The sequence below is a fragment of the Pedobacter sp. genome, assembly GCF_965249885.1.
Classification (GTDB): Bacteria; Bacteroidota; Bacteroidia; order Sphingobacteriales; family Sphingobacteriaceae; genus Pedobacter.
Window position 1 is genome coordinate 2939888 of sequence record NZ_OZ252254.1, and the last position, 25944, is coordinate 2965831.

The window sequence follows — 25944 nt, forward strand, 5'->3', positions numbered from 1 at the left end:
GTTCTTTGCTCTAATTACTTCAATCTTATTTCACTTACGCTGCAACCTTGCGGTACCATCGGGAAAACATTATTTTCCTTGCCTACCATTACTTCTAAAAGGTACGAGCCTTCGTGGTTAATCATTGTTTCTAAAGCTTTTCTAAGCTCAGCTCTTTGGTCTACCTTGCTTGCCGCGATGTAGTAAGATTTAGCCAAAGCCACAAAATCCGGACTGGTGATGTTTACGAATGAATAGCGTTTATCGTGGAACAATTGCTGCCACTGGCGTACCATTCCTAGGAATTGGTTATTCAAAATTAGGATTTTTACTGCTGCACCGAATTGCATAATAGTGCCCAACTCTTGTGGCGTCATTTGGAAACCACCATCGCCAATAATAGCAACTACGGTACGTTCTGGAGCGCCATATTTTGCGCCAATTGCAGCCGGTAAGCCGAAGCCCATCGTTCCCAAACCACCAGAAGTAACGTTACTACGGGTTTGATTGAACTTCGCATAACGACAAGCTACCATTTGGTGCTGGCCAACATCGGTAACAATCACCGCATCTCCGCCAGTAATTTCATTTAAAGTGCGTAATACTTCGCCCATGGTCATTTCTTCACCAGTAGGATATAATTCTGGTGTAATGACTTGGTCTATCTCTTGTTGGTTGTAATCTCTGAAAAGTGCAACCCAAGCTTCGTGCTTATTTTCTTTCACCAAGTTGGTTAAAATTGGAAGCGTTTCTTTACAATCTCCCCAAACCCCAACTTCAGCTTTTACATTTTTATCAATCTCTGCAGGATCAATATCTAAATGAACAATCTTTGCTTGCTTCGCATATTTATCTAAACGGCCAGTTACACGGTCATCGAAACGCATGCCGATAGCGATAATTACATCCGCTTCGTTAGTTAACACATTCGGACCGTAATTGCCGTGCATCCCCAACATGCCTACATTTAAAGGGTGTTCTGTTGGAATGGCGCCTTCGCCCATAATGGTCCAAGCCACGGGAATACCCGTTTTTTCGATAAATGCTTTGAATTCTTTTTCGGCATTTCCTAAAATCACACCCTGACCAAATAAAACAAAAGGTTTTTGGGCGCCGTTAATCAACTTAGCCGCTTCCTCAATAAATTCCACCCTAACTTTTGGTTTAGGTCGATAACTGCGGATGTGATTACACTTTACATAAGCCTCAAACTCTTCTACTTGCAATTGTGCATTTTTAGTGATGTCGATTAAAACCGGCCCTGGTCTGCCGCTTTTGGCAATGTAAAAGGCTTTGGCTAACACTTCAGGGATTTCCTTGGCATCAGTAATCTGATAGTTCCACTTGGTTACTGGGGTAGTGATGTTAATTACATCGGTTTCTTGAAAAGCATCTGTGCCTAAAAGGTGAGCAAATACTTGTCCGGTGATACAAACCAAAGGCGTACTGTCGATTTGAGCATCAGCTAGACCAGTTACTAAATTCGTAGCGCCTGGCCCACTTGTGGCAAAAGCTACACCCACTTTTCCGCTGGTGCGGGCGTAACCCTGAGCTGCATGAATACCACCTTGCTCATGGCGTACCAAAATATGCTCTAGTTTGTCTGCATAATCGTAAAGTGCATCGTAAATAGGCATAATTGCGCCACCTGGGTAGCCGAAAATTGTGCTTACGCCCTCTTCAATCAGCGCATTTAACAACATTTGCGAACCCGTTCCTTTAAAAGTAGGGGAGCTTGTTGTCGCCTTTTTTGTAGCTGTATCTTGTAAGGTTTCCATTGTCTATATTTTATGGTTTTGGTCAATTCTTATCCCTCTCGGGATTAGGTTTTTATTATTTCTTATCGATTATAAAACCGATTTTTTCTCTGTCTTTCCACTTTAATTGTGCAATTTTTTCATCTAACAAGTTATCCATCGCATCATATAATTCGTTCAATTGAATATCGTGTTCTCCAATTCGTTCTTTAATCTCTGCCAATTGCTCATTAATGTTGCTTTGTTTCATCAAAATCTTTCTGATGTCAACAAAAGCTCTCATAATGGCGATGTTCATTTCAATTGCTCTATCGCTTCTCAAAACACCACTTAGCATCGCTACACCTTGTTCGGTGAAAGCGTAAGGTAAATTACCTCTATGTTTTTGTGAACCGGTCACAAATTGTGACCGGTTCATCATCGCTATTTGTGATGATGATTTAATCTCGCTTGATACAGTCACCATTTGTGACTGAATACTTTGAAATTCCACAGCTGTAAGCTGAAACATAAAATCATCTGGAAAACGTTGTATGTTTCGTTTTACAGCCTGATTTAAAACTTTTGTCTCAACTTCATAAAGAACAGCTAAATCAAAGTCGAGCATTACTCGCTCTCCTCTTATTTCATATATTCTGCTTTGAATACTTTTAATGATTTCCATAGCAATATTTTTCTTGGTAGATGTTTGCTAAATTTAAGCTTCGTCGGTTACACAACCTCCTGCCGCATCTGTTACGGTTTTGGCATATTTAAACAATACGCCCTTGCTGACTTTCAGCTTCGGTTGTTGCCATTTTGCTCTGCGTTCGGCAATGATTTCATCACTTACTTGCAGCGTAATTTTATTGTTTACTGCATCTATCAAAATCACATCATCATCTTCCACCAAGCCAATTAAACCACCTTTGTAAGCTTCTGGTGTGATATGACCTACCACAAAACCGTGAGTACCACCAGAAAAACGCCCATCAGTAATTAAGGCAACGCTTTTGCCTAAACCAGCACCAACAATTAATGATGTAGGTTTTAGCATTTCTGGCATTCCAGGAGCTCCAACTGGTCCTTCGTTTTTAATTACTACCACATCACCTTTTTTAATTCTGCCAGAGGCAATGCCTGCAACCAAATCCTGTTCACCATCAAATACCCTTGCAGGTCCTTCAAACTTTTCGCCTTCTTTACCAGATATTTTCGCTACAGAGCCTTTTTCTGCCAAGTTACCGTACAAAATCTGTAAGTGGCCAGTAGCCTTAACAGGATTGTCTACTCTTTGGACAATGGGTTGGTTATAATCAATAATAGATTTGACATCTTTCAAGTTTTCTGCCACAGTTTTTCCAGTAACCGTTAGGCAGTCGCCATGTAGCATACCTTCATCTAGCATATATTTCATCACTGCCGGAGTTCCACCAAACTGATGTAAATCTTGCATCAAGAACTTACCGCTTGGTTTAAAATCTGCCAACACAGGAGTGATGTCGCTCATGCGTTGAAAATCATCTTGCGTAACTTCAACGCCCATTGCTTTACCGATTGCAATGAAGTGCAATACAGCGTTGGTACTTCCACCCAAAACAATGATGGTACGGATTGCATTTTCAAAAGCCTTACGGGTCATGATGTCCGAAGGTTTGATATCTTTTTCTAAAAGGATACGGATATATTTACCAGCTTCTAGGCATTCGTTTTGTTTTTCCTCGCTCACTGCTGGGTTAGAAGCAGAATAAGGTAAACTCATTCCTAGCGCCTCGATAGCGGAAGCCATAGTGTTTGCGGTGTACATGCCACCACAAGCGCCAGCTCCAGGACAAGTATGTTTGATGATTCCTTGGTAATCCTCATCTGATAAATTACCGCAAATTTTTTGACCTAAAGCCTCAAAAGCAGAAACGATATTTAGCTCTTCGCCTTTGTAATGTCCCGGAGCAATAGTGCCACCGTAAACCATAATCGAAGGACGGTCTAAACGAGCCATGGCCATTATCGCTCCTGGCATATTCTTATCACAACCAGGAATGGCAATTACACCATCATAATATTGGCCGCCACAAATGGTTTCAATACTGTCGGCAATTACATCGCGACTAACTAGCGAGTAACGCATACCCTCTGTTCCGTTGCTCATGCCATCGCTTACACCAATGGTATTAAATGTAAGTCCAACTAAGTCATTATTCCAAACCCCTTTTTTAACAACGGCAGCTAGGTCATTTAGGTGCATGTTACAAGTATTACCATCATAACCCATACTCGCAATACCTACCTGCGCTTTTGCCATGTCGGCATCTGTTAAACCAATCCCGTAAAGCATGGCTTGTGCTGCGGGTTGTGTTGGGTCTTGCGTAAAAGTTTTACTGTACTTATTTAATTCCATTTATATTGTTGTTTGTCGTGTTTAATTCAAAAAAAAACCGCCTCTGTTTGGGAGGCGGTTCGCTAATTGATATCTTTTATTATATACAACGATTGCCTTCCCTTGGTTGAGGAATAATGATAATGTTGTTAATAATGACTGTGTTTAAAAGCATGTTTATGTTTTTCTGCACCAAACATACTAACAAATTATCAAGAAGAAAAATTAAATGATCACCTCATAGTTCACTTTCTCTAATACCAGGTTTTTATATGCTCTTTGTAAAGTTGTACCAATACTATCTCTCCATCTTTGTCTGAAAACTGTATCGTCAATAGTATGTATACCAGCTACTTCTGTAGCCGTGCCGCATAAAAATGCACCGTCGGCCTCTTTAAGAAAATCTACTGTGATGTCCTTTTCAATAACTTCAATATCTAACACCTTGCAAAGCTCTATAATGGTAGCCCTTGTAATGCCAGGAAGGATATTTCCCTTAGCGGGGGTGTACAGCTTGCCATTTTTCTCTATGAAAATATTCGAACCAGACCCTTCTGCAACAAGTCCTTTACCGTCTAATAAAAGTGCCTCGTCAAAGCCTTTGTTCTTAGCTTCTGATGTAGCTAAAATTGAGTTCACGTAATTTCCGCTAATCTTTGCTTCAATTTTAGTAGATTTAGGATTAGGCCTTTCGAAAGATGATATGCAAACTTTTAATTGTTTGTCACCTAAATAAGCACCCCATTCCCATGCACAAAGCATAATAGAAGTTTTTTCAGGTGTAACAAGTGTCATTTGTGGCTCACTAAAAACTAAAGGGCGGATGTAGGCATCTTTTAGATTGTTCAATTCAAGCAAGCGATAGGTTTGTTTAATCAAATCATCGATGTCCCAGTTAAAGGGTATGCCGGTAAGATCACATGAACGTTTTAATCTTTCATAATGCTCTCTAGCCTTGAAAATACGGGTAGCATTGTGCGTTTTGTAAGCTCTAATGCCTTCAAAAGCTGCAAAGCCATAATGTAGCGACTGGCCGTACAAGTCGGTTTTAGCCTCATTAGCTTTTACGAATTGCCCGTTCAAATAAATTACCGTGTTCGAATTGTAATAATCCATATTGCTATGTTTAAAAAAAGCGTCCCATTTTTATGAAAAGGGACGCTTCAGTATTTTTTTAATATCTTAAAAGGAACCCTTGGACTTTTTACAAAGCACGAGATTGAGCAAGAATACCACGTTAATGGCAAGTGCTAAATCGTTATTTTGTGCTGTTGTTTTCATCACTTTAGGTTGGTAAAATTTCCTTTTGTTTTATAAAAACCAATTTAGTATTTGGTTCAAAAAATAGCAATAGATAAAATGAAAATATTTTTTTCGGAATATAATTTTGATTTTATTGTTTTTTATCAATTTATATTTTGATAATTAGCTGTTTTGTTAGGGTAAACATGGTTAAAAGTAGACCAAAAATGAAATCGGTATTCGGTATAAATATTATGCTTGCATTATAAATTTTGCAATTTTCTGCCTAAAAGTGAGAAATGTCAGAAAAAATGTGAAAAATGTAGTGTCAGCTTAACGATGATATTTTGTGTTGTTTTTTAATGCAACGCCATACCATCTTCTTCCTATCGGGCTAAGAAAAATAAACAGAGAAATGAAATAGAAATAAAATGGAAATCCCCGAGCAAATATTTGCCAGCCTCGTCCGAGATTGTGTTTGAGTAAGATATACAACCTAGCAGTAAACTCTAAAGAGACAAAATATGAATAATTAACAGCAACAACTGTTATGTAATACAGGCTGTAGGAGAATAGAAGAATGCCTATTAACCACGTATATCTATTTTTGAATAATAAAATTACGTTTAGAACTAGTAATAATAAAATTCTTCTTTCGCTGATGTAAAAATGCTTATGTTCTAATACGTATAATATTTCAAGGTCAATTAGCAAAGTAAAAAATGCAACTAGTGTCCACTTTAGAATCGTCAGAATATTTTTTTTTATCGACATTTACTCAGTACTGAATGAGAATAAATATAACTATTCTTTTCCGAGTTAAACGGATTAAAAATAGCAGAAAGGTCATTCGACATTGCAGATGTCGAACAGAAAGTCTTAACTACTCTAGAAATTATCTATCGATCAAACAACCTCAAATATTTGCTAGGTACTAAACGTTTCCATTCTGGATGCCTTTTAATGTATGCAAAAACCAAAGGACAAAGCGGAACCAGTTGGTAGGTGTTTTCTTCTAGATAATTAAGTGTCTTTTCAATCAATGCTGTTGCGGCTCCTCGTCCGGCCAAAGCCTCGGGACTTTCTGTATGAATTAGTTTGATGATTTTATCATCTTCTTCGTAATCGATAAAAGCCGTATGGCCGTCGACTATTAATTCAAAACGGCTAGTCTCTTGGTTTTTGTGTAGCGGTAGGTTTAAGAATTCTTCTTTCATTGTCTTCGAGTTTAATGATACAACGAAGATAAAAAGTGTGGAGTTTTTTAGTATTGATGTATGGTAATTACTTCATGTCAAAATGCTTAACTGATGCTGAAATAAATTCAGCATGACGGGAGTAATGTATAAAACAAGAAAGCCCCAAACTTTCGTTTGAGGCTTATCTTAAAACTTTGATGATTTAGCTTAAGCTACAACGGCTTCGGCTAAAACAATAATTTTATTATCCAGTACTTCTACTACGCCACCTTTAATGTTGTAGATGTTTTCGCTATTTAGTTCTTTCACTATTACCGGTCCATCTTCCAACGTTGAAATGATAGGAGCGTGGTCTTTCAAGATTTGAAAAGAGCCAGAAGTTCCTGGAACAGTAACTGCAGTTACTTCGCCTTCGAAAACTTTTTTATCTGGAGTTAATATTTCTAAGTTCATTTTTTTAATTTGAGTAGCAAGTATTTAGTATCGAGTATCAAGATTAAGAAAACCTATCTTGATACTTGATACTCGTATCTTGGTTCTTAGTTAGCTTCTGCCAATAATTTTTTACCTTTTTCAATAGCATCTTCAATGCTACCTACTAAGTTAAATGCAGCTTCTGGATACTCGTCAACTTCACCATCCATAATCATGTTGAAACCTTTGATGGTATCTTTAATATCAACTAATACACCTTGCAAGCCTGTAAACTGCTCAGCTACGTGGAAAGGTTGAGATAAGAAACGTTGAACACGACGAGCTCTGTGTACAGTTAATTTATCTTCTTCAGATAATTCGTCCATACCTAAGATTGCAATGATATCCTGTAACTCTTTGTAACGTTGTAAAATTTCTTTCACACGTTGAGCTGTATTGTAATGCTCATCACCTAAAACTGCTGGGTTCAAGATACGTGAAGTAGAATCTAGAGGATCTACCGCTGGATAAATACCTAGCTCAGAAATTTTACGAGATAATACGGTTGTAGCATCTAAGTGGGCAAAAGTTGTAGCCGGAGCAGGGTCAGTTAAGTCATCCGCAGGTACATAAACAGCCTGTACAGATGTAATTGAACCACGTTTAGTTGAAGTAATACGCTCCTGCATTAAACCCATCTCAGTAGCTAGGGTTGGTTGGTAACCTACCGCTGAAGGCATACGACCTAATAGCGCTGATACCTCTGAACCTGCCTGAGTGAAACGGAAGATGTTATCAACGAAGAAAAGGATGTCTTTTCCTGCGCCTTCACCATCACCATCACGGAAATATTCTGCAACAGTTAAACCTGATAATGCTACACGAGCACGTGCACCAGGAGGCTCGTTCATTTGACCGAATACCAATGTAGCTTTTGATTCTTTTAATTTTTCAGTGTCAACTTTGTCTAAGTCCCATCCACCTTTTTCCATTGAATGTAAGAACTCATCACCATAGTTGATTACGCCAGACTCGATAAACTCACGAAGTAAATCGTTACCCTCACGAGTACGCTCACCCACACCGGCAAATACTGATAAACCAGCATAAGCTTTAGCGATGTTGTTTACCAACTCCATAATCAATACGGTTTTACCTACACCGGCACCACCGAACAATCCAATTTTACCACCTTTTGCATAAGGCTCTAACAAGTCGATAACTTTGATACCTGTAAAAAGTACTTCAGTTTCTGTAGAAAGCTCATCAAACTTAGGAGGTGTTGTGTGAATTGGTTTTCCGTTAGCGTTATCTACAGCATTAATACCGTCGATAGCTTCACCAACTACGTTGAATAAACGTCCTTTAATTTCATCGCCAACAGGCATTTTGATAGGGGCTCCAGTATCCAAAGCATCCATCCCACGTACTAAACCGTCGGTTGAGTCCATCGCAATGGCACGAACACGGTCTTCACCAAGGTGTTGCTGAACCTCTAAAACGATTTTTTGTCCATTCTCTTTTTTAATCTCTAAAGCAGAGAAGATTTTAGGCAAAGTGGCATCGTTAACAAAGCTTACGTCAACTACCGGTCCTATAATTTGCGCTATCTTTCCAATGTTAGGCATATTTTGTATTTGGTAAAATTATAAAAATCAAATGTTTAGAGGGTTGTTTGCACCTCCCACTTTTCGGATGGCAAAGTTATTAATTTTTAATGTAATTTTTACATAGAAATAAAATGTTTTTCAACAGTTTAATAAATGATATTTTAGCTGTCATGAAAAGAGTGTTAGTTACCGGTAGCAATGGCCTTTTAGGGCAAAAAATAACACAGCAAATCTTACGCCGTCCGGAGGTGGAGCTTATTGCGACTAGCCGTGGGGCAAACAAATATCCTGTTGAGGAAGGTTATATTTACGAAACGATGGACATCTTGGACAAAGATCAGGTGGCGAACGTTTTACAACGGTATCGGCCAGATGCTGTAATACATACTGCTGCAATTACTAACGTAGATATATGCCATACAGATCGCCAAGCCTGCTGGGAAACTAATGTAGATGCCACCGACAACCTGATATCGCTTTGCGAAAAAATGGGCATTCACTTTATTTATGTTTCTACAGATTTTGTATTTGATGGCTTGAATGGGCCTTATAAAGAGGATGATTTGGCAAATCCAGTAAGTTACTATGGCGAGAGTAAGTTGGCCGCTGAAAATTTAACGAAACATATGAAAGGCCGTTGGACAATTATTCGCACTATTTTGGTTTACGGCATTTTAAATGATATGAGCCGTAGTAATATTGTGTTATGGGCAAAGGGTGCGTTAGAAGCGGGTAAGCCAATTAACGTAGTAAATGATCAATGGCGTATGCCTACCTTAGCTGAGGATTTAGCGGATGCTTGCCTGCTGGCGGTAAAACATGGTGCAGTGGGAACCTTTCATATTTCCGGAAAAGATATGATGAGCGTGGCGGAGTTGGTAAAAAGAGTAGCGGCATTTTGGAATTTAGATGCTGGCTTGATGAAAGAAGTAAGCTCCGACAGTTTGGGACAAGAGGCTAAGCGGCCTAAAAAAACGGGTTTTATTTTAGACAAAGCAATGACCGAATTGCAGTATCAACCTCATAGTTTTGAAGAAGGATTGGCTCTAGTTCGTCAGCAGTTGAGTGAGGGGATAGGAACTAGGAACTAGGTGTTAGTCGTCAGTTAATTGACGTAAAACCCCAAATAGCCAGCGGAACATTAACCATTAATAATTAACCATTAACAATTAAAATAGATGTCATTACAAGTAGGGGCTCAGGCTCCAGATTTTAAATTAAAGAGCACGGAACTTAAAGAAGTTTCGTTAGGCGATTTTAAAGGTAAAAAAGTTGTTCTTCATTTTTTTCCGCTGGCTTTCACCGGAGTTTGCACCACGCAACTTTGTACCATGAGAGATAATTTCGGATACTATGAAGGTTTAAACGCACAGGTTTTAGGTGTTTCTGTTGATTCTCCTTTTACTTTAGGTAAGTTCAAGGAAGAGCAGGCTTATCAGTTTCCTTTGCTATCTGATTTTAACAAAGACGCTGCAGCTGCTTACGGAGCATTGTACGAAGATTTTTTAGGCATGAAAGGTATCGCTAAGCGTGCTGCCTTTGTAATTGATGAAGAAGGTAAGATCGCCTATGCGGAAGTTTTAGAAGACGCTGGTAATTTGCCTGACTTCGCTGCTATCAATAAAGTAGTTGCCGGTTAAAAAGTTTTGAAAAGCAATCTTGCTGCTACTATTTAGCGTAATGCCCCGCTTTTCGCTGCAATCTTTTTGTGATTTGTGGTGCTCAAACTTCGTAAGTTTTTAAAACTTACGAAGTTGAAAAAAAGTGCAACAAAAAGTATTTTCGCTTCAATCGGGTTTGGCTTACTTAAACCTGTGCGCCATTTTACATAAGTCGTTAGGTAGCGTTGCTGTTTGTGCTTTGCGGTTATTTTTAACGCAAAGGGAAGAGAGGTCTTCGCAAAGTTCGCAAAGAAGTTTCTCGTTGAATCTTATGGTTTGCTTTGTGTTGCTTTGTGTGCTTTGCGGTTATTTTTTAACGCAGAGGGAAGAGAAGTCTTCGCGAAGATCGCAAAGGCATTTCTAGTAATCTTATAGTTTGCTTTGTGTTGCTTTGTGTGCTTTGCGGTTATTTTTTAACGCAGAGGGAAGAGAAGTCTTCGCAAAGATCGCAAAGGCATTTCTCGTGAATCTTGTGGTTTGCTTTGTGTTGCTTTGTGTGCTTTGCGGTTATTTTATAACGCAGAGGGAAGAGAAGTTTTCTCGAAGATCGCAAAGAAGTTTCTCGTTGAATCTTGTGGTTTGCTTTGTGTGCTTTGTGGTTATTTTATAACGCAAAAGGGCAAGGTGATCGTCAAGAGCGCAAATGATTATCAAGCTTTGGCAAATGTTGTAGCGTTTTTTTAGAGGTCGGTCAAAGTTTGTATAGCACGTGTTGTCGTACATTAAACCTGCAGTAGCGGGCATCCCGACGCTAGTTTGAAATAAAGCGATAGCGAGTCTTTGGTTGAATAATAAGCAGTTGCATGATTTTCAAAGAGATAGGACTATTGCGATACTTTATTTAAATATTTACAACAAAAAAATTGCGAATATAAATTTGAAACATTACTTTTGCATTCCGTTAGCGATACGGAAATGCTTTCGTAGCTCAACTGGATAGAGCATCTCACTACGGATGAGAAGGTTTGGGGTTCGAATCCCTACGAGAGCACAAACAATTAGGTAAAGCCTTGCCGCCCAAGCGGGAAGGCTTTTAATTTTTAAAGATAAACTTAAATGCTCAATTTAGTTCTCTTTGGGCCTCCGGGAGCAGGCAAAGGCACCCAATCTCAGAAATTAATTGATAAATATCAGTTAGTACACATCTCCACCGGCGATTTATTCCGCGGGCACATCAAAAACCAAACCCCACTAGGTCAACAAGTAAGCAAACTCATTGCTGATGGTGAATTAGTACCTGACAGCATTACCATTGCCATGTTAGAAGAGGAAGTAGATAAAAATCCTGATGCAAAAGGTTTTATTTTTGATGGATTTCCTCGTACGGTACCTCAAGCAGAAGAACTGGATAAATTCTTAGAAGGTAAATCATCGAAAATTGATGGAGTTATTGCATTAGATGTTGATCAAGATGAGTTGACCCGCCGTATTGCCGAGCGTCATAAAATTAGCGGTAGACCTGATGATGATGCGGAGAAACTAAAAAAACGTATTGACGAATATTTCAACAAAACCATTCATGTTTTACCCTACTACGAAGGCCAAGGTAAATTGGTTAAGGTAAATGGTATTGGCGAAATCGAGGTAATTTTTGGTAGCCTTTGCGAGGTTATCGACAGCTACTAACCTATTTAATTAGCTAATTTAACGATTTGAAAATTAGCTGATGATTAACATCCGTATAAAATACATTGGTTATTTTTGCGGATGTTTGTTTTTATTAAGGTTTACCACGAAGACGCAAAGAACACAAAGAAATTTAGAATTAGCCAATTGAGTAACATTCCAAATTTCAGCAATAAAAAGAATATAGCCTGCTAACAATCGTATTTCGTAAATCTAAAATCGTAATTTAAAATGTCTCAAGGTTCCAATTTTGTCGATTATGTAAAGATTTGTTGTCGCTCCGGAAAAGGCGGACCAGGCTCTGCACATTTGCACCGTGACAAACACACTTCTATGGGCGGTCCTGACGGCGGTGATGGCGGTAGGGGCGGACACATTATTCTAAAAGGTAATGCACAGTTTTGGACTTTACTGCATTTGAAGTATCGGAAGCACATTATTGCAGAAGATGGCGGTGCTGGAGGTAGTGGTCACAAATTTGGCAAGCAGGGTAAGGATGAAATATTGGAAGTGCCATTGGGAACTATCGCTAGAAATGCGGAAACCGGCGAAGTAATTTTTGAGATTACCGAAGATGGCGAAACCAAGATCCTGACTTCCGGCGGTAGGGGCGGCTTGGGTAATTCACATTTTAAAAGTGCTACCCAACAAACACCTCGCTTTGCGCAACCAGGAGAATCAGGTTTGGAGGAATGGGTAGTTTTGGAATTAAAGGTACTGGCAGATGTTGGTTTAGTGGGTTTTCCAAATGCAGGTAAATCTACCTTGCTTTCCGTTTTATCTGCTGCTAAGCCAGAAATTGCCGATTATCCATTTACTACTTTAGTACCTAACTTAGGGATTGTATCCTATCGCGATTCAAAGTCGTTTATAATGGCAGATATTCCAGGGATTATTGAAGGAGCATCTAAAGGAAAAGGTTTAGGGTTTAGATTTTTAAGACATATTGAGCGTAACTCGGTATTGTTGTTCATGGTGCCGGCAGATACAAGCAGAAGTATTGCCGAAGAATATGATATTTTGAAGCGTGAGTTACAGGAATTCAATCCAGAATTGATGCAGAAACCACATATTTTGGCAGTTACTAAATCAGATATGTTAGATGAGGAGCTGAAAAGCGAGATGGAGAAAGAACTGCCTGCTATTCCACATCTTTTTATTTCATCCGTAGCGCAGCAAGGCTTGCTAGAGTTGAAAGATTTACTATGGAAAGCGATTAATAGCTAGTTAGGGACTAGGTATTAGGGATTAGGTGTTAGGGACTAGGGATTAGTAAGTGGCTCAGGAGGTAATTTTATTTACGGAAAACTACTAGCCTTTAATTATTCGATCTTTTATCTTAATAGCGGGATCACCTTTGTAAATGCTATAAGGTTCCAGATTTTTTGTAGCCACAGAGCCAACAGTGAGTACTGCGTGTGATTTCAATGTAACACCTGGACAAACCGTTGCATTTGCACCAACCCATGTCCCTTCTTCTAATACAATGGGCTTTGTTATCAAATCGAAATTTACCGAAGCATAGTCGTGATTTCCCGTTAACAGCATTGCTTTTTGAGATACACAGGCATTTGCACCTATGGTTACTGGAGCCAGGTTTTCAATTCTACATTCGGCTAACCAAGAATGGTCCCCTAACGACAGTTTCCAAGGGTAATGGATATAAATTCCGGGTTTTATACGTACATCTTTACCAATTTTAGCACCAAATAGTTTTAAAATGAATACAATGATGCTGCTGAATGGAATGATACCAGATCGGATAAATATCACACTAGTAAAGTACCAAAGTAATATTTTCAAAGAAGAGGCTCCGGGATCAAACCCTTTTGTGTCAAAGGCTTTTCTAAGCTGAGTTTTTAGCATTTGTAACTCTAATTGAATATTTTATCCAAAGATAGCACATTCCAAATAGAAGTAAGTAGATGATGATGTTAAATAGGTCGTGATGATCCATCCCGAGAAAAGGATGTTTTCTGTCCCAAAATAGTGGCAATAAAACAAATCTCAGGACATTTACGAACTGTATGAATAGCAGGCCAATAAATAAGAAGATTAGTCGATGTTTAAATGGTCGAGGAAATGATAGACAGAATGCTGCAAATACGCTCATCAAACCATATCCTAAACAGGTATATATAAGTCGGATGCCTCCTTTGCCAACCACTAGCAAATCTGTTTCATTAGTTATAGCAGTGTAGCCGAATAAGTGTAAAATTGAGGCCGCACCCTTTAACAAAGAACTTCGCCACCATTCGATATAGTTGAGATGCTCATCGAGGAAGCCACTATACAAGCCGCCTTTATTTGTAATTCCGATATAAAATTCGTTGAAATAGTTGAATAAAAGGTATAAGCCAACAAATAAAATTACAAATCTAAGGTATGGATCAGCCCAAATTTTTTTCAACTGCTGCATTACTTGTTGACTTTTTTAATTGTTCTTCAATTTTAATATCCACTATAATACGAAACCAAAAACCTTGTAAAAAATGAAAAATGATCCCGGTTTTTCCATCCAAGATTCCTAACTGAAAAATCATTCGGTAACTGAAATAAAGAAATGGACGCACGAAGCGAGGCATGTTCCACCACATCTTTTTAAAAAATGCCATCCGCTGGTAAGGATCCCCAAAAAGTTTAGGTTTTGTGGTCTGATGCCTTAGTTCATTCATCCTTTCAATCTCTTCTTGAGCCACCAAATCACTATATCTGTTATGCTTAGCTATCCAAAAACTGATTTCGTTTTCTTTTAAGTTTTCTTCTAGAATGTGCCCTTTTTTCCAAATTGCTGTTTTGCCAGATACAACAAAGCGATGGTCCATATTTTCGTTGGTGTCTGAGAATCCAACACCAGTACGGAACATTTTAAGTAGGTATTTAGGGTAATAGCCACCGTATTTGATCCATTTACCTTTAAAGAAATTTTTACGGTTGAAATAAATCCCGTCTATATCCTTATAAGTATTCTGATCGAAGTTTTTAAGCAGTGTTAATAGCTCTGGAGTAACAATTTGATCGGCATCTAAACCAATGGTCCAAGGGGTGTTTACTTCAAATGTTTTAATGGCGTAATCCCATTGCTTAGGGTGATTTTCGAATGCGTGATATTGTACCGTTGCATTAAACTCTTCGGCAATTTGAAGTGTACGATCTGTACTTCCAGAATCTAGTATGAAGATAGGTGCATTTAACTCGCTGATCGAAGAAAGCAGTCTGGGTAGGTGTTGCTCTTCGTTGAAAGTAAGGATAATAAAGCTAAAGGCTTGGGACATCGTACAAATATATTTAAAATAAGCTTTGATACATGTCGTAATATTGTGCTGTTAGTCTATTCCCATCAAATTCATCTCGAACCAGTAATGGTGCATTTGAACGAATCTGGTCGCGTAAAGTTACATCGTAGTATGCACTAGTAAGCTTTGCAGCAACGTCTTCCGCATCTAAACTAGTAACCCAACCAAGCTTGTTGTTAAGCACATAGTCGGCCAAACCTACTTCTTTGCTCACTAATACGGGGGTGCCCATCGCTAAACTTTCAACAACTACATTAGCGAAATTTTCGTTATATGAAGTGAGTACCAACAGATCTTGTTGAGCAATCAATTCGAATTTTTGCTCATTAGCAACGTGGCCAAGCCAACGAAGGTTTTTAGTGATATTTTTTGAAGACGCCTCTTGTTTAAGTTGCTCGATGTAATTTTCATCTCCACTGCCGGCTATGGTAAGTTGCCAGGGGAAATCTATTTTAGTTAATGCTTCGAAAAGAATTTCGAGTCCTTTCTTTTGCTCAACTCGCGACAGAAACAGCAGTCGATAAGTTGTTGTTTTAGCATGAGGCGTTTCAAATGAAGTTTGCGGCAATGCAACAAAGTTTGGTATAACCGTTACGCCTCTAGTAGCAACAGTTTGCACTACGTCATTTTGTTCCTTTTGGCTGGTGGCATGTATATGGCTATATGCTAGTAGCGTTTTGCCAATTAGTTTGTGTAAAACATCCTTAAACTTCGAATTCCTATTGTTAAGTGTGTAGTTGGTAAGCATTCCTCTGGGCGATAATACCACTTTAACGTGATGCCATTTTGCTATAAGGGAGGAAAATATGGATACTAGGTTCCACCAAGCATGAATATGTACAACCAGTTGGGCAGGCTGAGGTGAACGCTTATTCCTCTTGATTTCTTTGTGTAAGAACCACAGTAGCGCCGGAGAAAAATGAGTATGATCTTTGGTAAGTCGTTTGAAGTAATGTACTTTAACGCCGTCAACTATTTGCTGTTTGTCTACAGGAACGTCAAGTTCTGATTTTCCATTGGCGGTTGTAGCTAGCACTATTACATCTCGTCCATCTTTTGTCAACTCTTCAGCAAGTTTTGCAACTGACATGGTAGGCCCGCCGTAAACGTAGGCAGGTTTATAAGCAGCACAAATTTGGATTATCTTCAATATTTAGTGGATGAATGAGTAAGTTTTGAAAGACTGAATCATTTAACGGCACATAATTGATTAACAGATGCAGAGATCATAATTAGTAACTTATAACCAATGGTTAATGCACTAAAGCACCATTTTCTTCTTTTGACAATTTACTGTTCCTATAACCGTAGAAGAAGTAGATCACTAAGCCAACTACCAACCATATCGAAAATCCAATCCAGTTGCTTAAATCCAACTCGCACATCATGTAAAGACAACTCAGCAATCCCAATACGGGGATTAAGGAGAGATTTTTTGCAATAGAAAGATAAGTGATGATGACACAAATGATCATGAAAATCCACATCGGGATCTTATGTTTGAACAAGTGCCAACCACTTTCGTATTTTTTGTCTTTACTGATGCTAGATTTGCTCATGAACCCTTCATATTGCTCGGTTTTAAGGTTGCTTAAATAAGCTTCAGCATCTATCTGTTTGCCCTGCAATACTACTGGACTTTCGGCAATTTCGTTCTTAACGGTTTGTAGTTCTTCTGCATTCAGTGAAGTAACGAATTTGGTTGGACTGATCACTTTAGCTTGATTAGTTAGAAAAGCAGTAGTTTCTGCTTTAAACTGAGTGAATGCTAAAATTAATCCGCCAGCAAGAAGTACAGGAATGATAAATTTGGCGTTGACATAAGGTATTTTGAACTTGCCACGTTGCACATCTGGCCTGTTTTGAAGCACTAGCACACCAGCACAAACTAGTACGAACGCAAACAAAGTTCCTATAGAACATAAATCTGTAACGGTGGTTAAGTTAAGGAATAAGGACGGTACGGCCACCACGAAGCCCACTACTACTGTTGAAAATGAAGGTGTTTTGTACTTAGGATGAATCTTGGAAAAAGATTTCGGCAGCAAGCCATCTCTACTCATACTCATCCAAATACGTGGCTGTCCCATTTGGAATACCAATAAAACAGATGCCATGGCAAAAACTGCAGATACCGCAATAATGCCACTCATTAGTTTCAAATCGATTTGATCAAAAACATAAGCTAGCGGATCGCCAACGGCAAGTGTATTATATTTTACAATCCCTGTTAATACTAACGCAATGGCGATATAGAGTGTGGTACATATGATGATGGCCCACATCATTCCTCGTGGCAAATCACGTTGGGGATTTTTACATTCTTCAGCTGTGGTTGAAATGGCATCAAACCCGATGTAGGCAAAAAATACGGCAGATACGCCTTTAAGTACACCCGACATTCCGTTAGGTGCGAAAGGGTTCCAATTGCTGGTATCTACGTAAAAAATACCAACCGCTAATACCAGTAATATTACTGCTAATTTCACCACAACCATGGCATTACTTGCATTTCTTGACTCTTTCATTCCACGATATACCAACCAAGTGATCAGTATGATAATGGCTAAAGCGGGAATGTCGGCCACAATGTGAAAACCACCAATTTGTGGCGCAGTGTTCCAAGCATTACTTGCCAGGCGGGTTGCATCATCTAAATCAGCTATGCTTTTTCCCGCATTTACTAAAGCCTCAGCATGTTTGTGTCCGTTATAGGCACTAAGGTAATCCATACTAGCCCAATCAGGTACATGGATGCCATTGATGCCTAGCGCTGGTATTTTGATGGAGGAGAGTAACCCTGTAAAATAATCCGACCAGGATATGGCCACCGTGATATTTCCAATGGCGTATTCCATTATGAGCGACCAACCTATGATCCAAGCGACTAACTCGCCGAAAGCTACATACGAGTAAGTGTATGCACTTCCAGAGACAGGTACCATAGAGGCAAATTCTGCATAAGCGAAAGCGGCGAAGCTACATGCAATGGCAGTAAAGATGAATAAGAAAATTACGGCTGGTCCGCCATCAGCACTGGCTTTTCCGATGGTGCTGAAAATGCCAGCACCAATAATTGCGGCAATACCAAAGGCTGTTAGGTCTCTAACACCAAGGGTTTTATGTAGAGACGCTTCATGATCGCCATAGCCTTTTGCGGCGTCGGCCAATATTTTGCTTACAGATTTCTTTCTGAACAGGTTTTTTAGCATGCACTAGGTTTGTTTGATGATGGTGCAATTTACAACTTTAGATTTATTTTTGTTCGACACATACCGAGTCGTACTGAATTTATTTCAGCAGCGCCGTTTGTCCATTTCATATGGATTAGTTGGCACTGTGCCGTTGATCGGCTTCAAAAATGTACGTCAGTGCTGAATGATATCAAACCGATTATTGATCCTAGCCCAATTTTTCAAGCTCGGTTTTAACAAATGCCGCCAATTCTTGAATATAATCTGCGCTAAAATCGAATTTGATGCCTGCCGTCTCGTAAATTTCGTTCATTGGCTTAGTGTAGCCTAACGAAAGAGCATCTAAATATTGTTGTAGTCCACGTTGAGGATCATTTTTGTAATTTTTCCACACTGCGATAGCGCCCAATTGCGCAATGGCGTACTCGATGTAATAAAATGGAACCTCAAACAAGTGTAGTTGTTTTTGCCAAACATTTCCAAACTGCTGCTCCAAGTCTGTCCAATCGGCGAAGCCTGCCCCGAAACGATCGTAAATTTGCTTGAAAGCTTCTTCCCTGTCTGCCGCATTGTGATCAGGATTGGTATAAATCCAATGTTGGAACTGATCGATCACCGCTACCCAAGGTAAGGTTTTCAACACGTCGATCAGCTGTTCCTTTTTAGCCCTAATCAAATCTTCTTCTTTATCGAAATATACGTTCCATTGATCCATGGAAATCAATTCCATACTCATTGAAGCTAGTTCAGCTACTTCCGAAGGGCAATGTTTAAAGTCATTCAGCTCCAAATTTGCGGTTAAAAAAGTATGAATAGCGTGACCGCCCTCATGCACCATGGTAGTTAAATCACGCAATGAATTTGCGGAGTTCATGAAAATAAATGGTGCTCCGGTTTCCGCTAGAGGATAATTATAGCCACCTGGCGCTTTGCCTCTTCTACTTTCTACATCAAATAAGTTATTCGTCTTCATGAAAGCCAACTTTTCGCCAAGGGAAGAGTCAATCTGATTGAAACAAGCGATGGATTTGTCAATTAAGTCGTTGCCATTCTGAAACGGTTTCAATGCTGGTTTTCCGGTAGTACTTACATCTAAATCCCAAGGACGTAACGTATCTAAACCTAAAGCCTCTTTGCGCTGTTGTGCTTGTTCCCTTAATATCGGAACAATTTCGGTTTCAATCGCTTCGGCAAATTTGTAACAATCTTTAGGCGTATAATCAAAACGGCCTAGGGCTTGGAACATGTAATCGCGGTAATTTTCAAAACCAGCGTTCAGCGCTACTTGATGGCGTAGCTTCACCAGTTCGTCAAATAGGATGTTTAAATCATCTTTATCTGCCAAACGACGTCTTTGGATGGTTTCCCAAGCATTTTGGCGAATGTTGCGGTCGGTATCTTTCAAGAAGTTACTGGCTTGTTCCAATGTGTATTCCTGCCCGTTAATTTCAACACTCATCGCACCGGTAATACCTTGGTATTTTTGTTGTTTAACCTGTAAATCGGTAAACAACGGAATATTTTCTTCTCGGAAAAGCTCTAAGGCTTTGCGTACAGCACGTAAGTAAACGAAATATTTCTGTTGGTCTAGCTCTTCCACATATTCGCTTTCTACCAATTTTTTGTTTAGTTCGTTGGCTAACGGTGCTATTTTAGGTTCAATCTCTGTTGCGAAGTATTGAAAGTCGGTTACTAACTGTTCATTAGCTGTATCGCAGCTCATTTTGATGTAGCGCCAAGCAAAGTCCTCTTCCAAAGCTGCTTCCAGCTCGCTCTTGTCACGTAGCCAATGTTCAAGTTCGGCGGCACTGGTGATATTTCTGTGTTGTAGTTCTTCAAAAATAGGAGAGAGGTTTTCCCATTTAATGGTTAAATCTTGAGGGATATAGTTGCGCTGTTTTTTTACAGTAGTCATATGTATAATGTTGTATAGTTTGAACGTAGAAAAGTTACGAATGTTTTGTTGTTTTATAGTTCCTTAACAGCGTCTAAATGCTGTAGGTTATAAGTAGACTGTTAGTGGATGTTGTACACCAGCGTTTTTGGAAACATCAGGCTTTAAGACTATGAGTTCTGGGTCAATGTTTTCGTACTAAAATTTGCATTTTCCGAAGGATGACAAACATTAGCCACATGGTGATAAAGCCGTAAAACATGTTGTTGATCATGAATTCAAAGTTATTTCCACGCCAAAGCGTTTGAAAACAAGCGTTGAACATTACAATACATCCAAATTCATAGCCGCCAAACCAGCGCTCAGCGGTATTGTTAAAAAATTGAACGGTGTAACCTAAAGCGAATAAAAACAGTAAAACACCGAAATAGCCAAAAGAAAGGTAAGCATCTACTACCGGACGTGTTTTTGCAGAAACTGAAGATCTTTCATCGGCAACCCCTGCATCATAAACTCGCTGCATGGCAATCTTTTCAGTAACTGGTTTATTTGGGTAAAAAACTCTTGGTATAATAGCTAAGAATGAATTTTCTATAATTTCCCAACCGTAAAAATCTCTCTTTTCAGGAACATGATTAACAAACTGAGTAAACATTCCAATTTCAGAAAATCTATTGGTCAAAAAACTCCAGTTCGTTTCAACGATTTGGTCACTATTATCTTCTTGAAATATCGTCTCAAAGGCTTCCGATCTTGCTTCCTCTGCTGATTTATCACCGCTCCATGATTGCTGACGTATGATATTAGCGTATGTAGGCAAGATGTAAAGTAGAAAATAGATGCTAGGAATCGCTAATACAGTTATTAGCCGTTTATAATAGGGAAATAGTAGAGCAAATAATATGATTACGTTCACAATGATATGTTCCTTGTAGCCTGTAAGCGTTGCATTAATAAAGTTAACCCCGAACATGGTCGCTCCATAAATGATAAAGATTGAATCTTTGCTCCTTAAACCTTTTAACAATAACAAAGAAGCGCAAAAGATAGCGATGTTGCTTAAGTATATCGAAAATTGAAACAAACCAGGCAAAAACTGCATTACAATGGTTAAAAGGTAAGAAGCTATTCCAATTCTCAACCAAATGATGTTTTTTCTACGATTTAAATGAAATTCATAAGCTCGTTTTTTTTGTCGGCTTTGTTGTGCCATTAGAATCCCACAAACTAAAGCTGTATGTGCCAGTAAGGCCAGCCGCTGACACTTTGCAATTAAATAAGTTTCCTCATTAACAACAAAGCTTATCGAGTCAACTTTTTCAAAATACTCATATCCTAAATGGTCTATGAAGTAGAAGATCGAAGTGCAGCACATAAAGCCTGCAAATATGAGTTGTAATAGAAAAATTGGTCGCATGATCTGATGAGATATACTCAAGTCTTTTTTTACTATGCGATGAGGAGAAAGCCAAGTTAGATAGAATATGTAAAAAGAGCCGAGCCATGCTACAAAAAAGCTAATAACTGGGGTGCCACTTAGTAGAAAAGAAATCACAAAAGGCACGAAAAAGAGGAAATATTTCGCTTTATTTGACGGCATCAGTTAGGATAGCAAGTGTTGAATTTATCGTAGATGAGTAACAATATTTTTGAATATGATCAAGCACCTGTTTTTTTTTAAAACCGTTGAGAATTAGCCATTCAACTGCCCTCTGTAAAGAATTTATGTTTCCCGTTTCAAATACTAAATTAGGTAAAATTGGTTTTAACAAGTCTTCCGCAGAACCACATTGTGATGATATAATAACGGGAAGGCCAGTGGCCATCGCTTCATTGGCTACTAAACCCCAAGTTTCTCCATAGTCGGATGGTAAAATAAGACAGTCCGCTATTGCGTAGCAAATTGGTATTTCCATTTGATTTACAAAACCTGTAAAGCTGGCATTAACCCTGTCTTTGGTAAAATGATTAATTAGTCCTTTTTCTTTATCATAAACTACATTTACCCTTGATGCAATATCCTCGTACAATAGTCCGTCCCCGACGAAAAGTAGGTGAATTTTGTTTTTAATAGACGGATTTTTAATTATTTTTTCTGCTGCAAGTACAATATCTACAGGCCGTTTTTTTGAAATGAATTTTCCGGAAAACAATATACAAAATGCATCAGTAGGAACTCCCCATTTGTTTCTTAATATAGCTTTCTGATTATTTGCCTTAAGTGACTGCTCAAAAAATCTATCATTTTCTATACAGTACAGACCCGGAAGTAGTTTATGATCTGGTATGTTGTATTTTTTATAAAGCCTTTTGTTAGCTTCACCGATATATAAGAAATAATCTATTCGCCTGAAAAAACTCGTTAATATCAGCTTCTTTAAAGGCCACTTCCATTTGCTCTCAGGTTTCAGATCATTGCTTTCGCCTTTGAATATGGTTTTTAATCCTAAGGCTTTGGCAGTCCATAGCGCCTGCCAGTAGGCCATGATGTGCCAGCCATTGATGTAAACATGAGTAGCCCTCGCTGATTTTAATTTATCTTTGATATTTTCAGCGATACGACAGTTTTTAAACCCTTGATTTGGCGCTGCACCGGCGTTTGTTTTAATAAAGCGATAGGCATATCCTTCTAACATCGGTAAATCCCAAGAAAAAGATTTGCCAAATTGCACATCATAACTATCTTTCAAACCAAAGTCAGTAAAATACCAAACTTCTAACTTGATACCAGCTTCGGTCATCTTTCTCCAAAGAGGCACCTGATATTGAATTGGGTGAGTAGCGAAAATGATCAACATTTGCAATCAAATAAATTATTAATAAGCTGTGCCCATCTAAATCCGTAAGCATCCCAAGTGAAGTTTTCTACTTTTTTACGGGCATTCAAACCCAAAGTTTTTGCTTTATCTGGCGACTCTAAAAAGAGTTGGATACTAGCTTTTAATTTCTCTGTATCAAATGAATTGTAAACTATTCCATCGATACCAGATTCGATAATGTCGGGAGCACCAGTAGCTTCGGTGCTAATTACGGGTAAACCGCAAGCCATTGCTTCTAAAATTACCAATCCGAAACCTTCAAAAAAACTTGGTAGTACGAAAACATCACAAGAGCTAACGGTTAATTGTAAGTCTTGATGTGCAATTTTACCCAAATAATTTATTGAAGCGAGTTGAGGAATTTGGTCTATAATCTCTTTTTCGGCTGGCCCTACCAACAATAATTCAGCATTTAGGGGATTTAATTCTTTCCAAACTTTTAATAAGATGTTAATTCCTTTCCTTGCGGTTAAAGAACCAACAAATAAAAATCTCAATTTTTCTTTAGTAGATAATTGATTTAAGTTAAATCTTTGATTATCGACACCATAGGGGTTGATAACAATTTTTTTGTCGTCTACTTGATTTTCGACTAATGTTTTTTTTGTAAAGGTGCTTGCTGTTATGATATAATCAGCATTTTCATGTTCTACTTTCTCCAATGCTGTTAATTGTTCAGATTTAAAAGGAAGTCGTAGTTTTAAATGCGGATATAAACTGTTTAGCTTCTCGAAAATAATGGCTTTAGAATTTGGATGGGCTATGCTCTGATCTAGAATGAAAATTTTTTCCTTTTGTTTTGCCCGTTTGACCAACAAAAAGGAAGAAGTATCAAATCCAATGATAACGTCTGCCTCGTTTAGAGACTTATCTGGTATGAGCATTTGAAATTGCTTATTCCGCTCATAAATTAGTTTTTCATCAAATCCTTTAAGTTTTCCTTTTATTAAATAGTTAATTTCAAACCACCAAATTGTCTTGATTTTAGTTCGACTAACACCGCTAATTATTCGGTTAGATAATTTTTTGAAAAGTGTATGTGGTAACCTTTTTAAGACGTAATAAAGACAACTTTTTTCTGGAACTACAAATGGTGACCAAAATTCAAATAAAAGGCCATTTTTCTCCAACTGTTTTGCTAATTGGAAAGAATGTTGCGTACCAGGATGAGCTAGTAAAACTTTGATCTGTTTAGGCATTAGTTTTTTTGAAGATCTGTATATCGTTTGAAAGCTTTAAAGCTCACAGCCTTTCTGTTTGTGTTTCCTTTTAATAGCCATTTGATAAAATCAATAAATCCGTCTTTGAAAGGAGATATAAGAGAGGTCGGTTTATGATTCACAGCAAATTTGGCATGTTTAAATATTTTTATCAAAATAAGTGGGATTAATGTTAAAAATGGTGCCCTACGATAAGTAAAGACTAAATCGTTGCATACTCCAGATCGATGCTGTGCGCTTAAATTTCTTGATATCATGGTTTTATCATGCCATACATACTTCCCCTTGTATGTGATTATTTTATACCCTAAGTCTATCAATCTTATACAGAAATCTTTTTCCTCAGCGCCGTAGAAACCAGGATTTGGAGTGTAATAACCGATTTCTTTTGCCGCTTTTAAGTTAATTATATGACCACAACCGATGAAATTGTTAGTCTCACAAAAATATGGGTTCTTGGTTTTTTTTTCTGGTGCATCTGGACTAAGCATATCGAATCCGAGAGCACCTACATCTGGATTAGATTTTAAGTAAAGCATAGCTTCTTCAATAGCGTCGTTTTCAAGAAACCATGCATCGTCATCTAGGCTACAAAAGTAATTATAACCTTCTTTCTGCATAAAGAAATTTCTTGCCCAAACTAGTCCCTTGGAAGTTTCACCAATCGACCAACTCACATTGTTAAATGTTTTTAACAAATCTGTTGTATTGTCTTCAGAAGCATCGTCATAAACCCAAATTTTTTTTTCCGCAAAAGTTTGTCTTAGCGCTGAACAAATTGCTTTGGGCAATATTTTCGCCCTATTCTTAGACGTTATACCAATTAATAGTTCCATGCTATTGCCATATAGAACGTAGATACAAAAGCTTATTTCTCTGACTTTTTAGCGCATATAAACTTAAAAAAATTCTATGAAGAAGCATTTTTATTTTTAATTCTGTTCCCGAAAGACCTAAGATGTCTTTCGCTATCTTTTTTTGATTCTGTAACTTCATTTTATTTAGCGCTAATATATCTTTCTTGAATACAGTAGGTAGAGAATAGTGTTTGTAGTAAATCTTCGGAAAGCAATAAATCGGGTGGATTTTACCTATCGAAGCTGTGAGGTAAACATCTTCTCCAAAACTATAGCCATCAAAATTCGGAAATTTGAAAAGACTAAAAACATCACGTTTGATAATTAGGCATGTCGATGGAAGCCAATCAACTTTCATGAGTTCTTCTTCAGTGTATGAATAGTGGGGGTAGCAGTTCAAGCCTGGTCCAAACAACTTACCTCCATACGATTCATGAGTGTAACCTGATTGAATTTTATAGTAAAGTTTTAATAGAAAGCTTGGTTTTTGAATTTCTGCACCTATTTGTCGAGGGGCGCAAATTGCAATATTATTTGATTTTACTAATTTGAAGATACTATCAAAAAAAAATTGGTCGAACTCAACGTCATCATCTAAAAACACAACGTATTCAGAATTACTCATTAATGCACCTTCATTCCTCTGCTTAGCAGCACTTTTATATTCAACTTTTTTGTAAAAAACTGCGGTATCATTTATATAGCGGTTATCAGTTACATCTGAACTATCAATTATTATAATGTTTTCTGGTTAAAAATTTGATTTTTTAAACAGGCTATTACAGTTGACAATTCTTTTTGTCGGTTATTTGTAGCGATT

The 25944-nt window shown here is 38.2% G+C and carries 22 protein-coding genes and 1 tRNA gene; 5 read left to right on the forward strand and 18 right to left on the reverse strand.

Going from position 1 to position 25944, the window contains the following annotated elements; translation table 11 throughout:
* Nucleotides 1-14: 14 nt before the first annotated feature.
* The 7 genes from ilvB to atpD form a co-directional block, all read right to left on the reverse strand.
* Nucleotides 15-1757: a biosynthetic-type acetolactate synthase large subunit gene (gene ilvB, locus ACY2A0_RS12500; protein WP_461789855.1), complete on the reverse strand. Its 1743-nt coding sequence runs from the start codon at nucleotides 1755-1757 to the stop codon at nucleotides 15-17.
* Between the two features lie 55 nt (nucleotides 1758-1812).
* Nucleotides 1813-2400: an ORF6N domain-containing protein gene (locus ACY2A0_RS12505; protein ID WP_461789856.1), complete on the reverse strand. Its 588-nt coding sequence runs from the start codon at nucleotides 2398-2400 to the stop codon at nucleotides 1813-1815.
* A gap of 33 nt (nucleotides 2401-2433) precedes the next feature.
* Nucleotides 2434-4113: a dihydroxy-acid dehydratase gene (gene ilvD, locus ACY2A0_RS12510; RefSeq protein ID WP_461789857.1), complete on the reverse strand. Its 1680-nt coding sequence runs from the start codon at nucleotides 4111-4113 to the stop codon at nucleotides 2434-2436.
* 204 nt (nucleotides 4114-4317) lie between these two features.
* A complete protein-coding gene (locus ACY2A0_RS12515; RefSeq protein WP_461789858.1) occupies nucleotides 4318-5208 on the reverse strand; it encodes a branched-chain amino acid transaminase in 891 nt (296 codons plus the stop codon).
* A 1025-nt stretch (nucleotides 5209-6233) separates the two neighbouring features.
* Nucleotides 6234-6551 carry a GNAT family N-acetyltransferase gene (locus ACY2A0_RS12520; protein WP_461789859.1) on the reverse strand — a complete coding sequence of 106 codons (318 nt, stop codon included), beginning with the start codon at nucleotides 6549-6551 and terminating at the stop codon, nucleotides 6234-6236.
* Between the two features lie 189 nt (nucleotides 6552-6740).
* Nucleotides 6741-6986, reverse strand: coding sequence for an ATP synthase F1 subunit epsilon (gene atpC / locus ACY2A0_RS12525; RefSeq protein ID WP_461789860.1), 246 nt, complete (start codon nucleotides 6984-6986; stop codon nucleotides 6741-6743).
* Nucleotides 6987-7072: 86 nt separating this feature from the next.
* A complete protein-coding gene (atpD, locus tag ACY2A0_RS12530) occupies nucleotides 7073-8575 on the reverse strand; it encodes a F0F1 ATP synthase subunit beta (protein ID WP_461789861.1) in 1503 nt (500 codons plus the stop codon).
* 152 nt (nucleotides 8576-8727) lie between these two features.
* Between atpD and ACY2A0_RS12535 the strand changes: the two genes are divergently transcribed.
* The 5 genes from ACY2A0_RS12535 to obgE all read left to right on the forward strand — a co-directional run bounded on the left by ACY2A0_RS12535 (nucleotide 8728) and on the right by obgE (nucleotide 13071).
* A complete protein-coding gene (locus ACY2A0_RS12535; RefSeq protein ID WP_461789862.1) occupies nucleotides 8728-9648 on the forward strand; it encodes an SDR family oxidoreductase in 921 nt (306 codons plus the stop codon).
* A gap of 87 nt (nucleotides 9649-9735) precedes the next feature.
* Entirely contained in the window at nucleotides 9736-10197 is a 462-nt protein-coding gene (locus tag ACY2A0_RS12540) for a redoxin domain-containing protein (protein ID WP_461789863.1), read from the forward strand.
* Nucleotides 10198-11135: 938 nt separating this feature from the next.
* A tRNA-Arg gene (locus tag ACY2A0_RS12545) sits at nucleotides 11136-11209 on the forward strand.
* Between the two features lie 65 nt (nucleotides 11210-11274).
* Nucleotides 11275-11844: an adenylate kinase gene (locus ACY2A0_RS12550; protein WP_461789864.1), complete on the forward strand. Its 570-nt coding sequence runs from the start codon at nucleotides 11275-11277 to the stop codon at nucleotides 11842-11844.
* A gap of 231 nt (nucleotides 11845-12075) precedes the next feature.
* Nucleotides 12076-13071, forward strand: a complete 996-nt coding sequence (gene obgE, locus ACY2A0_RS12555) for a GTPase ObgE (RefSeq protein ID WP_461789865.1) — start codon at nucleotides 12076-12078, stop codon at nucleotides 13069-13071.
* 84 nt (nucleotides 13072-13155) lie between these two features.
* On the opposite strand, the gene ACY2A0_RS12560 is transcribed toward obgE, so the two are convergent.
* The 11 genes from ACY2A0_RS12560 to ACY2A0_RS12610 form a co-directional block, all read right to left on the reverse strand.
* Complete coding sequence (locus tag ACY2A0_RS12560) at nucleotides 13156-13710, reverse strand: WcaF family extracellular polysaccharide biosynthesis acetyltransferase (RefSeq protein ID WP_461789866.1); 555 nt, start codon at nucleotides 13708-13710, stop codon at nucleotides 13156-13158.
* Nucleotides 13691-14263 carry an exosortase Y gene (gene xrtY / locus ACY2A0_RS12565; protein WP_461789867.1) on the reverse strand — a complete coding sequence of 191 codons (573 nt, stop codon included), beginning with the start codon at nucleotides 14261-14263 and terminating at the stop codon, nucleotides 13691-13693. The genes ACY2A0_RS12560 and xrtY overlap by 20 nt, the downstream gene beginning before the upstream one ends.
* Nucleotides 14235-15119 (reverse strand): glycosyltransferase family 2 protein, encoded by an 885-nt coding sequence (locus ACY2A0_RS12570; RefSeq protein WP_461789868.1) that lies wholly within the window; start codon nucleotides 15117-15119, stop codon nucleotides 14235-14237. The genes xrtY and ACY2A0_RS12570 overlap by 29 nt, the downstream gene beginning before the upstream one ends.
* Nucleotides 15120-15132: 13 nt before the next feature.
* Nucleotides 15133-16290, reverse strand: a complete 1158-nt coding sequence (locus ACY2A0_RS12575; protein ID WP_461789869.1) for an XrtY-associated glycosyltransferase XYAG1 — start codon at nucleotides 16288-16290, stop codon at nucleotides 15133-15135.
* A 103-nt stretch (nucleotides 16291-16393) separates the two neighbouring features.
* On the reverse strand, nucleotides 16394-18352 hold the full coding sequence (locus ACY2A0_RS12580) for an amino acid permease (protein ID WP_461789870.1): 1959 nt from the start codon (nucleotides 18350-18352) through the stop codon (nucleotides 16394-16396).
* A gap of 190 nt (nucleotides 18353-18542) precedes the next feature.
* On the reverse strand, nucleotides 18543-20249 hold the full coding sequence (locus ACY2A0_RS12585) for a M3 family oligoendopeptidase (RefSeq protein ID WP_461789871.1): 1707 nt from the start codon (nucleotides 20247-20249) through the stop codon (nucleotides 18543-18545).
* A 163-nt stretch (nucleotides 20250-20412) separates the two neighbouring features.
* Entirely contained in the window at nucleotides 20413-21828 is a 1416-nt protein-coding gene (locus tag ACY2A0_RS12590) for an exosortase Y-associated Wzy-like protein (RefSeq protein WP_461789872.1), read from the reverse strand.
* Nucleotides 21815-23026, reverse strand: coding sequence for a glycosyltransferase family 4 protein (locus tag ACY2A0_RS12595; protein WP_461791532.1), 1212 nt, complete (start codon nucleotides 23024-23026; stop codon nucleotides 21815-21817). Before ACY2A0_RS12595 ends, ACY2A0_RS12590 begins: the two co-directional genes overlap by 14 nt.
* Nucleotides 23020-24246: a glycosyltransferase family 4 protein gene (locus tag ACY2A0_RS12600; RefSeq protein WP_461789874.1), complete on the reverse strand. Its 1227-nt coding sequence runs from the start codon at nucleotides 24244-24246 to the stop codon at nucleotides 23020-23022. Before ACY2A0_RS12600 ends, ACY2A0_RS12595 begins: the two co-directional genes overlap by 7 nt.
* On the reverse strand, nucleotides 24246-25103 hold the full coding sequence (locus ACY2A0_RS12605) for a glycosyltransferase family 2 protein (protein ID WP_461789875.1): 858 nt from the start codon (nucleotides 25101-25103) through the stop codon (nucleotides 24246-24248). Before ACY2A0_RS12605 ends, ACY2A0_RS12600 begins: the two co-directional genes overlap by 1 nt.
* Nucleotide 25104: 1 nt before the next feature.
* On the reverse strand, nucleotides 25105-25866 hold the full coding sequence (locus ACY2A0_RS12610; protein WP_461791754.1) for a glycosyltransferase: 762 nt from the start codon (nucleotides 25864-25866) through the stop codon (nucleotides 25105-25107).
* Nucleotides 25867-25944 lie beyond the last annotated feature (78 nt).